At 35.1% G+C, this 14766-nt stretch carries 12 protein-coding genes; 8 read left to right on the top strand and 4 right to left on the bottom strand.

The window, feature by feature from the left end; all coding sequences use genetic code 11:
* Positions 1-25: 25 nt before the first annotated feature.
* Positions 26-490 carry a type ISP restriction/modification enzyme gene (locus LNQ34_RS15480; protein WP_230000375.1) on the bottom strand — a complete coding sequence of 155 codons (465 nt, stop codon included), beginning with the start codon at positions 488-490 and terminating at the stop codon, positions 26-28.
* Between the two features lie 297 nt (positions 491-787).
* Here LNQ34_RS15480 and LNQ34_RS15475 point away from each other — a divergent pair, with 297 nt between their 5' ends.
* Both LNQ34_RS15475 and LNQ34_RS15470 read left to right on the top strand, forming a co-directional pair.
* On the top strand, positions 788-1168 hold the full coding sequence (locus tag LNQ34_RS15475; RefSeq protein ID WP_230000374.1) for a flagellar motor protein MotB: 381 nt from the start codon (positions 788-790) through the stop codon (positions 1166-1168).
* Positions 1169-1342: 174 nt separating this feature from the next.
* Positions 1343-1891 carry an REP-associated tyrosine transposase gene (locus LNQ34_RS15470; RefSeq protein WP_230000373.1) on the top strand — a complete coding sequence of 183 codons (549 nt, stop codon included), beginning with the start codon at positions 1343-1345 and terminating at the stop codon, positions 1889-1891.
* A 530-nt stretch (positions 1892-2421) separates the two neighbouring features.
* Here LNQ34_RS15470 and LNQ34_RS15465 read toward each other — a convergent pair.
* The 3 genes from LNQ34_RS15465 to LNQ34_RS15455 form a co-directional block, all read right to left on the bottom strand.
* Complete coding sequence (locus tag LNQ34_RS15465; RefSeq protein ID WP_230000372.1) at positions 2422-2655, bottom strand: hypothetical protein; 234 nt, start codon at positions 2653-2655, stop codon at positions 2422-2424.
* Between the two features lie 141 nt (positions 2656-2796).
* Positions 2797-4374 (bottom strand): T9SS type A sorting domain-containing protein, encoded by a 1578-nt coding sequence (locus tag LNQ34_RS15460; protein WP_230000371.1) that lies wholly within the window; start codon positions 4372-4374, stop codon positions 2797-2799.
* Between the two features lie 160 nt (positions 4375-4534).
* Entirely contained in the window at positions 4535-7975 is a 3441-nt protein-coding gene (locus LNQ34_RS15455) for a methylmalonyl-CoA mutase family protein (protein WP_230000370.1), read from the bottom strand.
* A gap of 302 nt (positions 7976-8277) precedes the next feature.
* On the opposite strand from LNQ34_RS15455, the gene LNQ34_RS15450 reads away from it, so the two are divergent.
* The 6 genes from LNQ34_RS15450 (at position 8278) to purU (ending at position 14635) form a co-directional block, all read left to right on the top strand.
* Positions 8278-9852, top strand: a complete 1575-nt coding sequence (locus LNQ34_RS15450; RefSeq protein ID WP_230000369.1) for a L,D-transpeptidase family protein — start codon at positions 8278-8280, stop codon at positions 9850-9852.
* A gap of 153 nt (positions 9853-10005) precedes the next feature.
* Positions 10006-10425, top strand: a complete 420-nt coding sequence (locus LNQ34_RS15445) for a cytochrome c oxidase assembly factor Coa1 family protein (RefSeq protein WP_202704349.1) — start codon at positions 10006-10008, stop codon at positions 10423-10425.
* Between the two features lie 48 nt (positions 10426-10473).
* A complete protein-coding gene (locus LNQ34_RS15440) occupies positions 10474-11094 on the top strand; it encodes a hypothetical protein (RefSeq protein ID WP_202704350.1) in 621 nt (206 codons plus the stop codon).
* Between the two features lie 318 nt (positions 11095-11412).
* Positions 11413-12672, top strand: coding sequence for a hypothetical protein (locus LNQ34_RS15435; RefSeq protein ID WP_230000368.1), 1260 nt, complete (start codon positions 11413-11415; stop codon positions 12670-12672).
* A gap of 293 nt (positions 12673-12965) precedes the next feature.
* A complete protein-coding gene (locus LNQ34_RS15430; protein ID WP_202704352.1) occupies positions 12966-13691 on the top strand; it encodes a DUF4197 domain-containing protein in 726 nt (241 codons plus the stop codon).
* An 89-nt stretch (positions 13692-13780) separates the two neighbouring features.
* Positions 13781-14635 (top strand): formyltetrahydrofolate deformylase, encoded by an 855-nt coding sequence (purU, locus tag LNQ34_RS15425; protein ID WP_230000367.1) that lies wholly within the window; start codon positions 13781-13783, stop codon positions 14633-14635.
* Positions 14636-14766: the final 131 nt, after the last annotated feature.

Here is a 14766-nt window from a genome sequence, read left to right as displayed (position 1 = left end):
GCAGCACTTGATGCTTTTTTACTTATTACTTTTCTTTCCCTCGTAATCCCTTCCCTATTTTAACTAGTTTCCAAAATACAGCAACATCTTGTGGTATAGGAATTTTTAGTTCGCCTACTTTTAAATCTTCGCTATAAAGTGACGAATGCAAAATAGCATAACTTAAATCTAAAACATCAATTGCCGTAAAGCTTTGTTTAAACTCAGGTCGTAATTCCGGACTGTGCGCAAAACAAACATTTCCGGTTTCTTTCTCATCCATAAACAGCAAACCGCAACAATTGGCAATAAATTGAAAAGTTTCGGGATTTAATGTCACACTAGTATTGTCTGCTTTTTGAAAAAGCATCTCCAGCGTAAAATAGCTTTGACTGTTCTCTAACGCTGTTTTTAAAATAAGCTCTTCCAACTCAGCATTAACAGGAAGCCCAACTCTATTTTCTACAAGACGTAAATTATTTATTTTATTTAAATAGTCTTCCATTCTCATGCTCCCACTCTCTAAATCTTTATAAAGTTAGATTATTTTTTAGCGCAACTAAAATAATTTCAAGCCTTAAACGTTTTTATATCCATAAGAAATTATTTACCAGACAAGATTTTACCATTGTTTTCGACTCTAATTTTATCGATAAAGTCAAAAAAACATCGCCAAAACTCATGTTATATTACTGATTTAGATATATTTGCAAAAAAACACAATCAGCTAACATTAAATAATTCTCTTGCTTTTAAATTGTTCCAAAAAAATAAAAATAATATCAAGTCCCCATTTAAATCTATTTCCATGAAAGAAAAACTAGCTATTGTAATGCTATTGACTTTGTTTTCTATTCGTGCCTCCGCTCAAAGCGAAAAATTATATCAAACCGATAAAGTAAGCGATAAATATGCCTATGTTGATGTGATGAAAACCTACGAAAGGGTTGCAGCAAAAGGCTATAAATCTGTTGATTTATTTCAAAAATTAGGAAACTCCTCTTACGCCAAATGTAATTTGGACAAAGCAGCCAAATGGTACCGCGAACTTTTCGCCCTCACCACCGATTTAGAACCTGAGTATTATTACCGCTATGCAGAATCATTGCGATCGATTTCTCTATATCAGGAGGCAGATGATCTTATAGCAAAATTAAAAACAAAAGTTCCGGTAAAAAAGAAAGCTTAATTCGCTAAAAACAACCACAATCTTGTCATTTCGACGTAAGGAGAAATCACAATCGAAACTCTACAAAGATTGGCGACTTACTTTGCGGAAATACTGATGTGATTTCCCCCCGCTAGCGCGAGCGTCCCGCTCGTAAACGTAAAGTTTTTCTTATATTAGCCCAAAACTACTATAATGAGCAGAAAATATAAGTTTAGAGAAAAAATAGGAGCATACTTTATAAGTTTTGCTACCGTTTATTGGATAGACGTATTTACTAGAGAGGAATATTTTGGAAATATCATTGAATCATTAGATTACTCCCGCAAACATAAAGCTATGGAAATATACGGTTATTGTATTATGCCGAGTCATATCCATTTGATTTTTAGATCTGGAGATGCAGATCCTTCAGGATTGATAAGAGATTTTAAAGGATTCACATCCAAAAAAATGCTGAGAACAATCGAAGAACACCCACAAGAGAGTAGAAAAGAATGGATGTTGTGGATGTTTGAGAGAGCTGGAAAGAAAAACAGCAATATCAAATTCAGACAGTTTTGGCAGCAAAACAATAATCCTATCGAAATCTGGTCATTAAAAGTCTTTGAGCAAAAGCTAAACTATATTCATCAAAATCCAGTTGAAGCAGGTTTTGTTACTAATCCTGTAGATTGGAAATACAGTTCTGCCAGAAATTATGGCGATAACGATCAAACTATTTTACTAATTGATATAAATTAATATTCTTTGTGTGCACGAGCGGGACGCTCGCGCTAGCGGGGGGCAAAGCTGAAAATTCTAACGCCAAAATCTCGCAAAGGCGCTAAGTCGCAAAGTTTTTACGCAATCTTGTCATTTCGACGTAAGGAGAAATCACACTCGAAACTCTACAAAGATTGGCGACTTTCTTTGCAGAAATATTGATGTGATTTCTCCTTACGTCGAAATGACAAACTTTATGAAATTTTACTCTTTGTGTGCACGAGCGGGACGCTCGCGCTAGCGGGGGATTTTCTTTGAGGAAATACTGGCGTGATTTGCTTCGGACGCTCGCGCTAGCAGGGGACAAACTATATGGAATTTCATTCGTGTGCTAGCGCGAGCGTCTCGCTCGTGCGAACCAACAGAATTTCAATTTTATTATATAAACTTGAGGTCACGAGCGGGACGCTAACACTAGCAGGGGGCACGAGCGGGGGAACTTCAATTTTGTTATGTAAACTTTGAGGTCGCGAGCGAGTAGGATTGAATAGTAATTCTTCAATGTATTTCTATTTTAAAGTTAAATATCTTTCCAAATCTGTTTCCGCAGGAAGAGAAATTAAGATATTAAACAAATCCGATTGAGATTTCATTATAGCTAAAACATCATAATAGGCCATAATTTGCCCTTTTATATAATCTTTATCTTCTTCTTTACAAATAGATATTTCATATTCTAGTTCTTTTAATTTTTCTAATTGTATTGATACGAGATCAATTAAGTAATTTTCATACTTATTCATATTACTTCATTTCTGACATTTTTTTTCTAAAATATTTTGTTTCCCGCTCGCGCGCATCGACTTAATTTTATTTTTTTTATAAACTTTGGGTTCACGAGCGGGACGCTCGCGCTAGCGGGGGCTCGCGCTAGCATGGAGATTTTAATTTTTTATTATTTTTTTTGAAATTACAGTTCCTTTAACCTTAGCCTTCAAAATATAAGTTCCCTGATTTAACCTAGACACGTCTATTTTATCATTAGCAAAATCAGTTTTACCGCTTACTACCTTTCCATTTAAATCAAAAATCTGAACATTTTCAACATCATTTTTATATTCATCCTGTATGTTTACAAAGTCAGTTGCGGGATTTGGATAAAATACCAGAGATGACCCACTTTCTATTAATGGAATACTTAAGTTATTAGAGTATTTCCATAATTTGTTATCTTTTGAATAGTATAGATTGTCTCCATAAGAAACAACATTCAATACATTATCTAATGCACTACTATACTGAAGTTTGTTTAATTTCAAATCTAAAATATACCCTTTCGTAAACCAATCTTTATCTACTGAAGCTATAAAATATTCATCATTATTAAATTTAAAAATAGTAGAAGTATCCTTCTCCGAATAGATAAAGGAAGGTTTGGGTATACCATTTGATAATTCCCCTAAATTTGACTCTGTGTAATTAGCAAGGTTTAATGATACTAAAGATGTACCTCCGTTCTCATTTGGTGACGAAAAAAGCAACGAATTATCATTTTTAGCAAAATTTGAAGGAGAGAAATACTTGAGACTATTTTTACTATATATTTCGGTTACATTTCTATTTACTGAATCAAATTTCCATATCGACAGTTTATACAGCTCAGCAGAAAAAAACATAAAGTATAAATTATTGTTTACTTCAATAACAGTGCTGTATTGTACCAGATTCCGTTGTGCATTCCAAACATTTCCTATAATTTTTGTATTTTCGAGAGTTCCATCTGTTTCGTACAGAAAATATCTACTAACGAAATACAACTTATTATTATGTTCTATATATTGTGTTAAACCATGTGTTCCTCTAGGATCTGATCCATTCCCATCAATTGGAGCTGTAATAGGGTATGTTCCTTCAGAAGTTCCGTCACTTCTCCACACCACTGAATCAACACCTCCGGCAGGTGAAATCGTAAAGATAAAATTGTTATTACATTTCCCTTGAAAACTTGTCCCATTCCAGGCAATCAAATTATCTTTAAGCAGTACGGTTCCTTCTTTTGTTCCATCTGTTTTCCAAACTTGCGAGGTATAAATATCTAATTGTACTAAAAAGAAAATAGCATTTCCAACTGTTGTAAGATTCAAAGCTCTTCCATTAAGAAAATTTGTCACTTTCACAGTACCAGCAGTAGTTCCATCTGTTTTCCATATTTCTCCAGAAGAACTTACGTCTCTTGCTATAAAATAAAAATTATTATTTAGAACTGTACTACCTTTCCTAAACGAGCCAGCGCTTGAAGATTCAGGGCCTGAATATATATCTTTTAATAATTTTGTATTTGAAGCAGTTCCATCACTTTGCCATATTTCACGACCGATATTCTCTTCACTGGCTTCAAATATAATCTTATCATTAAATTTCTTAAAATTCCACGGATAGCTCGTAAAATCATAGATTTTCTGTTGAGCATTCATTTCGGTAATTGTACAAAGTAAAAAAAGTAAAAGTAATTTTGTTTTCATTCAGAATTTATAATACGATTATGTTTAAAATAGCTTTTTTCTCTATTCAAAAGGTAAATATATAATGATTTTTATACTATAAATATCATTATCCAATAAAAAAAAACGCACTTGATCAAATCATCAAATGCGTTTCTAAAATTGTTCCAATTTTATATTTCTACATATTCCTTCTATACTGCCCGCCTACTTCAAACAAGGCCGAAGTAATCTGCCCCAGCGAACAAACCTTAGTTGCTTCCATTAAATGGGCGAATAAATTTTCGTTTTTAATGGCGGCTTCCTGTAGTTGGCGCAGGTGCTCGTTTACTTTTGCTTCGTGAAATTGGTGTAAGTTATCGAGCATCGTAATTTGATATTGTTTTTCTTCTTCGGTGGCTCGAATTACTTCTGCCGGAATTACCGTTGGAGATCCTTTTGAACTCAGGAAGGTGTTTACACCCACAATTGGGAAATCTCCGTTGTGTTTTAAGGTTTCGTAATACAAACTTTCTTCCTGAATTTTAGAACGCTGGTACATGGTTTCCATAGCACCTAATACCCCACCACGCTCTGTGATGCGGTCGAATTCCTGTAAAACGGCAGCTTCTACCAAATCGGTTAATTCTTCGATGATGAACGATCCCTGAATTGGGTTTTCATTTTTCGCCAGACCTAATTCTTTATTGATAATCAACTGAATCGCCATGGCTCTACGCACTGATTCTTCAGTTGGTGTGGTAATCGCTTCATCGTATGCGTTGGTATGCAATGAGTTACAGTTGTCGTAAATCGCATACAAAGCCTGCAAAGTGGTACGAATATCATTAAAATCAATTTCCTGTGCGTGTAAGGAACGCCCGGAAGTTTGAATATGATATTTTAGCATTTGCGCTCTTTCGTTGGCTCCGTATTTGTTTTTCATGGCTTTTGCCCAAATCTTACGTGCCACACGTCCAATTACTGAATATTCAGGATCTACTCCGTTTGAGAAGAAGAACGATAAGTTTGGTCCAAAATCGTTGATGTTCATGCCACGGCTTAAGTAATATTCCACGTAAGTGAAACCATTCGAAAGCGTAAAAGCCAACTGTGTAATTGGGTTCGCTCCTGCCTCAGCAATATGGTATCCTGAAATCGAAACAGAGTAAAAATTACGAACGTTTTGCGTAATAAAATATTCCTGAACGTCACCCATTAATCGCAAAGCAAATTCGGTAGAGAAAATACAGGTGTTTTGTGCCTGATCTTCTTTTAAAATATCGGCCTGAACCGTACCACGAACTTGTGATAAGGTTTTTACTTTGATATCGTTATACACTTCCAAAGGTAAAACCTGATCTCCGGTAACCCCCAAAAGCATTAATCCCAAACCGTTGTTTCCTTCTGGTAAATCACCTTGGTATTTCGGACGTTCTGTTCCTTTTTCCTTGTATATTTTGTTGATTTTAGCTTCAACTTCTTTTTCTAAATCATTGGCTTTGATGTAATATTCGCATTGCTGATCGATCGCCGCGTTCATAAAGAATCCTAACAACATTGGCGCTGGTCCATTGATGGTCATACTTACCGAGGTTAAAGCATGAACCAGATCAAAACCTGAATACAGTTTTTTAGCATCGTCCAAACAGCAAATCGAAACTCCGGCATTACCGATTTTTCCATAAATATCAGGACGAATATCAGGATCGTTTCCGTATAAAGTCACACTATCAAAGGCAGTCGAAAGTCGTTTTGCCGGTAATCCCGCACTCACATAATGAAAACGTTTGTTGGTTCTTTCCGGTCCGCCCTCACCTGCAAACATTCTTGACGGATCTTCGCCTTCACGTTTGAACGGGTACAATCCTGACGCAAACGGAAATTCTCCCGGAACGTTTTCTTGTAAATTCCAACGTAATACATCCCCCCAGGCTTCGTACTTCGGCAAAGCAATTTTTGGGATTTGCAAATGCGATAAGCTTTCTGAATGGGTCACGATTTTAATTTCTTTATCACGTACTTTGAAGCTGTATACCGGATTTTTATATTTGGCTACTTTCTCATCCCAATTCAGAATAATTTCCCAATTGTACGGATCAAGATCCATTTTCACCTTATCAAACTGATTGAGTAAAAGATTTAAAAAGATTCTGTTTTCGTCTAATCCTTCGGCTTCGCTCAGGATGACGCTGTCCTCATCGATTCCTGCTTTATTAATTTGCGGAACTTTCCCTGAAACCGATTCTATGGTTTTAAAGATTCCGTATAATTTCTGTGCTACTTTTTGCTGTGAAGCTGCGATTTCATCATAAGATCGGTTGTTCTCTGCGATTTCAGATAAATAACGGGTTCGGTGTGGCGGAATCACGAAGATTTTCTCGCTCATTTCCTTCGTAATCTGAAAAGTAGATTTGAGCTCCGATTGTGTTTTCTCTACAATCTTGTCCATGATCGCTTTATAAAGCGTGTTCATTCCCGGATCGTTAAACTGAGAAGCGATGGTTCCGAAAACCGGCATTTCATCCGGATTTTTATCCCACAGGTTATGATTGCGCTGGTACTGCTTTTTAACGTCACGGATGGCGTCTAATGCCCCTCTTTTGTCAAACTTGTTCAAAGCTACCAAATCGGCAAAATCAAGCATGTCAATTTTCTCCAATTGTGTTGCTGCTCCAAACTCCGGTGTCATTACATATAGAGATACATCAGAGTGATCCATAATCTCGGTGTCGGATTGTCCGATTCCTGAAGTTTCAAGAATGATCAAATCGTATTTTGCTGCTTTTAAAACCTGAATGGCTTCAGCAACATATTTGGATAAAGCTAAATTCGACTGACGTGTCGCCAGCGAACGCATATACACACGAGGATTGTTGATGGCATTCATACGGATTCTGTCACCCAGTAATGCTCCTCCTGTTTTTCTTTTTGACGGATCGACAGAAATCAATCCGATAGTTTTCTCAGGGAAATCAATTAAAAAGCGACGAACCAGTTCATCCACTAAAGATGATTTTCCGGCTCCACCCGTTCCGGTAATTCCAAGAACCGGAATTTTAGAATCGGTATTGCTTTCGTGAATCTGATCAAAAACAGGTTTTGCGATTTCAGGAAAATTTTCCGCTGCCGAAATCAAACGTGCAATTGCCGTTGGAATTTTATTTTCGATATGATCGATTTCTCCGTTTAACTGATCTCCAATAGGATAATCGGAACGCTGAACCAAATCATTGATCATTCCCTGCAAACCTAAAGAACGCCCATCATCCGGAGAATAAATTCTCGTGATACCATACTCGTGTAATTCTGAAATTTCGCTTGGAAGGATTACTCCGCCTCCGCCTCCAAAAATTTTAATGTGTCCTGCTCCTTTTTCTTGCAGCAAGTCATACATGTATTTAAAATATTCATTATGTCCTCCCTGATACGATGTCATCGCAATCGCATTCGCGTCTTCCTGAATAGCAGTATTCACCACTTCCTCAACACTACGGTCGTGCCCAAGGTGAATTACCTCAACTCCGGTTGACTGAATAATACGACGCATAATGTTTATCGCTGCATCATGTCCGTCAAAAAGAGAGGCTGCGGTTACAATTCTTACTTTATTTTTAGGAATATATGGTATTTGTTGTTCCATTTTATGAATATGATAATTTTAAGGGAGCAATTTACAAAATATTACAACATTTGATCATGCTAATATCTTTTTGTTAACAAAAAAAAGAATCTTTTTTCTTTTAGAGGGGTAACAAATTGAATACTAAGTTGATTTATCCTATATAAGTCTTATAAAAATGTTAACAACATGGTAATCTTGAAATATTTAAACAAAATACAAGAACCTATAAATCAACACTATAAAGTAATTTAGTAGTATAGAAAAACCCCAAATTTTTACTTAAAACTACCTACAAAAGTAACACCGTAAAAATTTAAAAAATGAAAACATCATATCCACTCAGCCTAATTATAGTTCTAAGTTTTTTTGTGTCTTCTTTTGCCAAAACGGATCATAAGAACGTTTCTTATAAAAAAACTTCAACTGTCGCACCCGTTTACAAGAATTCAGGTTCTGATAATGTAAACGAAATTTCAAATGACTTCTTTAAAAGATATTCTGATTTGAAAAAATATAAGTCTGATGTCATGTCATTATACAAAAACAGAACTCCGGGAACAATTTGGTTTGATGAAGATGCCATCAATGAGTTTGGTTCTGCATTATATCAAAAAGCTAAAAAAATGAATGATTTGGTTGTTCCTTATCAAAAAGAAATCGATGCTCTTTTTTCTTCTTCAGCAACAAAGTTGTCTAAAATAGATGCAGATATGCTTTTGAGTTCTTTATATATTGCTTACGCCAAAAAAAGTAATGCAGATGCCGGGAAAAAAATATCGTATGATGCTATGCTGAAAGATTTTTTAAATTACAGTACAATTGAAGAAGCCACTACATCGACCGCTGAAAATGTTAAAGTAACCTATGATCAATATTATAAATTACAGGACGTTCTGAAAAAATATAAAAAACTAGACCGTTCTAATAAATGGAAACCTATTGTTCCGGAAGAAACACCTTATAAAGATTTACGTCCGGATGCTGTTTCAAATACTATCGTCCAAGTCAGAACGCGTTTATACTTATTGGGAGATTTAAAAAAGGATTCTAAAAGTAACGTTTACGACCGTGAATTAATGGATGCTGTAATGAAATATAAAGTTCGCAACGGTTTCAAACCTAACTATATTTTAGCAGAAGAACATATTAAAGAAATGAATGTTCCTCTTGCCGATAAAATGGAGACCCTAAAACTTAACATGGAGAGATGTCGTACTATTTCGGATCAAATGGCTGGTTGCGATGAGTATGTTTTAGTCAACGTTCCTTCGTACGAATTGATTTATGTAAAAAACGGGAAAGTACAACTGTCTTCGAGTGTCTTTGTTGGAGCACCATTAACCAAAACAACCATTTTTAATGGCGAAATTGAGAGAATCGTTTTTAGCCCTTACTGGACCGTTCCGCAAAGTATTGTAAACAATGAGTTGAAAAGTAAAATCGCTGAGGATAAAAATTATTTGGCCAAACATAATATGGAAATTGTAAATGGCCAAGTGAGACAAAAACCGGGTCCTGAAAACTCATTAGGATTAGTAAAATTTATGTTTCCGAACCCTGATGACATCTATATGCATGATACTCCGTCTAAAACTTTATTCGATTTTGAAAAAAGAACGTTCAGCCATGGTTGTATAAACGTAAAAATGGCTAAAGAATTAGCTACTGCCATGCTTAAAGATTATCCTGAATGGACTCCCGATAAAATAGATAAAGCTATGGCGGGCAAAACAGAAAACAGTTTTAAACTAACTAAAAAAGTACCTATTTATATTACTTATTTTACTTCGCTGGTCAATGAAAATGGAGAAATTGGTTTCTTTCAGGATGTTTATGAGCGAGATGCCGAATTAAACAAAACGGTTTCTCCTCAGACAGGAGTAGTATCTAACTAAAATTTAGTCAATTAGTTAGTTCACTTCATCAAATGATCATTAATTAAAGCTGTAATTTTTAATAGGGTAATTTTAGATTTGAATTTAGAGTTTGGAAGAATAATAGTATCTTTAATAACTCAAATACAAATCTAAAAATTACCCTTTTTTTTTATGGAAGACGATTATACTGAAGTTAGAAAAAGCTGGTGGGACAGAAACTGGAAATGGTTTGTTCCAACCGGATGTTTAAGCCTCGTGGTGCTGTTTGGTGTGTTTATAGCCGCACTTGTCTTTGGAGTTACCACCATGCTCAAAGAATCTGATTCTTATAAAGCTGCCATGAACGAAGCACAGCATAATGCAATAGTGCTGGAGAAATTGGGCAGTCCAATCGAAGACAACGGAGTTGCCTCAGGCAGCGTTAATTCAAGCAACAGTATAGAACATTGCAACTTACAAATTCCAATAAGAGGTTCTAAAAGCAGAGGAACTTTATACGTCGTGGGAACCAAAAATGGAACATGGAAATACGATGAAATGAGTCTTTATGTCGAAGACACTAAAGAAAAAATTGATTTGCTAAAAAAATAAAAAACAAACAAAATACCTTCACCTAAACCCCGTTTACGATACTACATTATGAATCTACGTCCGTTTTTTTTGTTCCTTTTTCTAAGTTTTTATTCTTGTATTTTTTCCCAAACACCCCAGCCAAATACCTCACAAAAGCAACCTGAAAGTAAGACTGCTGCCAATCAGGTTGATTATGTTAAGATCCTCTGGTTAGACAAAAAAGGTGTTTTGCAGCTCAATGAAGATTATATCAAAACCTTAACCGATCCACAGCGGGCAGCGCTAGGATTCATCACTACAAGCCTGGATCATGAATGTCATTGGGATGGTGATAAAAAAGCCGATGAAAGCAATCTGAAATGTAAATTCCTTTGGGCACTCAATCTGGGGTATCAATGCTCTGAAACGCATTTAGGATTTTTAAAACAATGGTTCAAAGAGGATCCGGACGTTTTAGAAGACCTGCAGACCTGTACCAAAAATGAAACCTTAGCCAACACCAGAGAATTTTTTCTATGGTTAAAAATGGCCACTACAAATGATAATATTAAAATCATCTACTCGGCAGCCGCTATAGACGGTGGCACTAATTTCAATTGGAAATGGACGGAAGCCTCCAGCTACTCCTATACCAATACGGGAATTAAACAGATATCCAGGAAAAATCTTGAAGGAAGGATCTTTTAGAAAAGGTACTTAGGTTCTGAGGGGCTAAGTGGTTTCAAAAATAACTTCATCCTTTTTGTGGCAATTTTGGAAAAATAATATTCGAATAGGCTATCTTATTCAGCTAATTTTTACTGTCCCTTATTTATATATCGTATAATTCTTTCAAATTAAATTTTATTCAAAACAGACCCTATTTCATACTAATTCTAATATCCAACTCCTTAAGTAACTGATGCAATACCGTTTATTCAGCAAGGCTTTTTTTTTCATTTAAAAACATCTTCTTTAGTAGTTAGCTTCACTGTCATATTCCTATATTTGGGCAAAAATAAACCTATGAGAAAAATTACATTATTATTACTGCTAGCCCTAATCAGTGGTACTTCTTATGCTCAAAAAGCAGACACTAACAAGAAAAAAGTTAAAATTACCATCCCAAAATCAGATTCCTTTAAAAACATTAAAACATATAACATCATCATACAGGGAGATGACACCTGGAATGCAACGTATGCCAAGAAGAATTCAAAAACTTATGAGCATAATGCTACTAAAAATACAATTGAAGATTACACTAAAAAAGACACAACCAATCCCGACGTTCGCGTTTTAATGGGGTACAAAGGAGCTACTTATAAAAGAGCCGATAATGGTACTTACCTTTTAGATGGAGATTTCAAATATTTAGTTTTAGGAAAAAACAATGAAATCTTATATGAAAAAGGTACAAATGCCAGAATGTATTCTGGTACTTATGTTAACGGAAAACCAAATCAAAGCTTAGCCAGCGATTTGAATAATATAGGATATAAATACCTTACTGACAATAACATTCTTATTACTGAAAAAGAATTTACTTTAAACTACGGTTTATTTGAAAAAGCGGAGGAGTTTAATGAACTTGTTGAGTTTAACACTAAAACAGATGAATTTTTAAACAAAATTGCTGCCAATTCTTTAGACCAATCCTACCTTTCAGAATTAGAAAAATTCTATTTGAGTTATGTTGGTAAAGAATACAAAAAATTAAAGCCGAAAGATTACAACAAAGTAATTTACCTGAACTTAGCCTTAACACAAATGTTTCTGTTAAACTTTGATAAATCTTTAGAATATCTTGAAACAGCTAAACAAGGTGCCGGTATGATGAGTTTATGGCCAGGCGAAGCTCAAGCAAATATTACAAGTTTAATGACGGTTAATCAAAAAAACTTAACTGCTAAAGTTGAAAACCCAACATTTGATTCGGCTTACTTTATCTATATCAATGGAAGCGTGTCTCAAAATGATAAAAAACTGACAGGAAAATTAAAAACCGATCGTTTTGCCAATCATGCAGAAGGAAGTATCATGGAATCTAATGATCCAACCGCAGCAAAAGTTTGGGCTTACAAGGATAACGGAGAAGTTGATTTTGTAGTAGTTAATGATAAAACAACAATTACTACTGATAAAGGTGTTGAGTTAAAATTCATTTCGTATAATAACAGCTTTATTCTAGTGGAGAAAACAGGAGATTCATGCTTTAAAAAATACGAATCTAACTCGAATGATGTTTACTGTGAGAAAGACGGTAAATTTGTAATACAAAAATAAAAACACATTTAGTACCTACAAAGTACAAGAAATTAAAAGCGGTTCAATTTAAACAATTGAACCGCTTTTGCATTTATAGAATCTATTTGCTCAAAAAGGTACTAAGGTGCTGAGGTTCTGAGGTAATAAAGTTCTGAAAACAATAAAAGCTTAGCCCCTCAGAACCTCAGCACCTTAGATCCTCCAAAACCCCATTGTTAAGGTTGCAACAAATTGTTTGTTCTCCGGAAATAAAATTGTGGCTTTATTTTTGAATAAGTAGTATTTTTGAAAACTTATAAAATTACACTTTAATGAAAAAGATTCTACTTCTGTTACTTACGCTTACGTTTTCTTTCACTTCTAATGCTCAGGTACAAAAAACCTTAGATCAATTATCTCAATTGTCATCAAAAATCAAAGGTAACAGCGGTGTTGATATTGCCTCGGGATTAAAGGAAGCCCTGAACAAAGGAATTACACAGCAAGTAAGCAAATTAACCGCTGAGGATGGTTTTTACAAAAATGAAGCGGTAAAAATCCTAATGCCGGAAGAATTACAAAGGGTTGACGCTACTTTACGAAAAATTGGTTTATCCTCTCTTGCCGATGAAGGTATAAAAGCAATGAATCGTGCTGCTGAAGATGCTGTTAAAGAAGCTACACCAATCTTTGTTTCTGCGGTTAAAAACATGTCGTTTACCGATGCAAAAAACATTTTATTGGGGAACGAAAGTGCTGCAACCAGTTATTTACAAAACAGTACAACAACCGCTTTGTACAGCAAATTCAATCCGGTAATCAAAACTTCTTTTGAAAAAGTAGGTGCTGATGTAATCTGGACAAACATAATCAAAAAATACAATACCATTCCTTTGGTAAGAAAAGTAAACCCGGATTTGACTGATTATACAACAAATCAGGCTTTAGCAGGTGTTTTTAAAATGATTGCTGTAGAAGAAAAAGACATTCGTACCAACATCAATGCAAGAACATCTCCTTTGTTGAAGAAAGTTTTTGCTATGCAGGACAAAAAATAGCTTTTAATGGTTTAACTGTTTAATCGTTGATTTGTGTAATCGGGATTTACAGTTAGCAATTAAATGATTAACCAATAACCTAAACCAAAATGCAAAAAATAACCATTCTGATGCACTGCAAAGATCAAAAAGGAATCATTGCCGCAGTGACCACTTTTATTGCTAAAGTCGAAGGAAACATTACCTATATCGATCAACATGTTGATGTAGAGCAAAATGTTTTTTTTATGCGACTGGAATGTGAACTCACCAATCTACATGTGAGCGCCGAATCGATAAAAGAAGATTTTTCAAAAACGATTGCTACCGACTTTAATATGTCGTGGGAATTGTACAATCAGGAACACAAACCTAAAATGGCTCTGTTTGTCTCCAAATACGATCATTGTCTGTTTGATATTCTTGGGCGTTACAGTGCTAACGAATTAAATATAGAAATCCCTGTCATTATTAGTAATCATAACGAGTTGCGATCAGTAGCCGAACGATTTAATATTCCGTTTCACTGTGTTCCATTTACAAAAGACAATAAAGAAGAAGGTGAAGCCAAACAAATTGAACTGTTAAAAAAATACCAGATTAACTTCATTGTCCTGGCACGTTATATGCAGATCGTTACCCCTAAATTGATTTCGCTTTACGAAAATAAAATCATTAATATTCATCATTCGTTTTTACCGGCCTTCCCGGGTGCTAAACCTTATCACTCGGCTTTTAAACGAGGGGTAAAAATTATTGGAGCAACCAGCCACTACGTGACGGAACAACTGGATGAAGGGCCAATTATTGAACAGGACATTGCGAGAGTTTCGCACATACATTCCGTTGAGGATTTTATTATGAAAGGGCGTGATTTAGAACGTATCGTTTTAGCCAGAGCGATAAAATTACATGCCGAAAGAAAAACAATAGTTTACAGTAACAAAACGGTTGTTTTTTCTTAGGCTCAAAGCCGCAGAGGTTCAAAGGGACATAGATTTCCCTCTTAAATAAACAAACCCGACAGGTTTTAAAAAAAACTAGTCGGGTTAACTTTTAAAAAATATACGTTCAAAACTCAGAACCTTTGTCCCTT

The sequence above is a fragment of the Flavobacterium lipolyticum genome (assembly GCF_020905335.1).
Taxonomy (GTDB): Bacteria; Bacteroidota; Bacteroidia; order Flavobacteriales; family Flavobacteriaceae; genus Flavobacterium; species Flavobacterium lipolyticum.
Note: the sequence above shows the minus strand (reverse complement) of the source record. Positions and strands in the feature narration are given on the sequence as shown.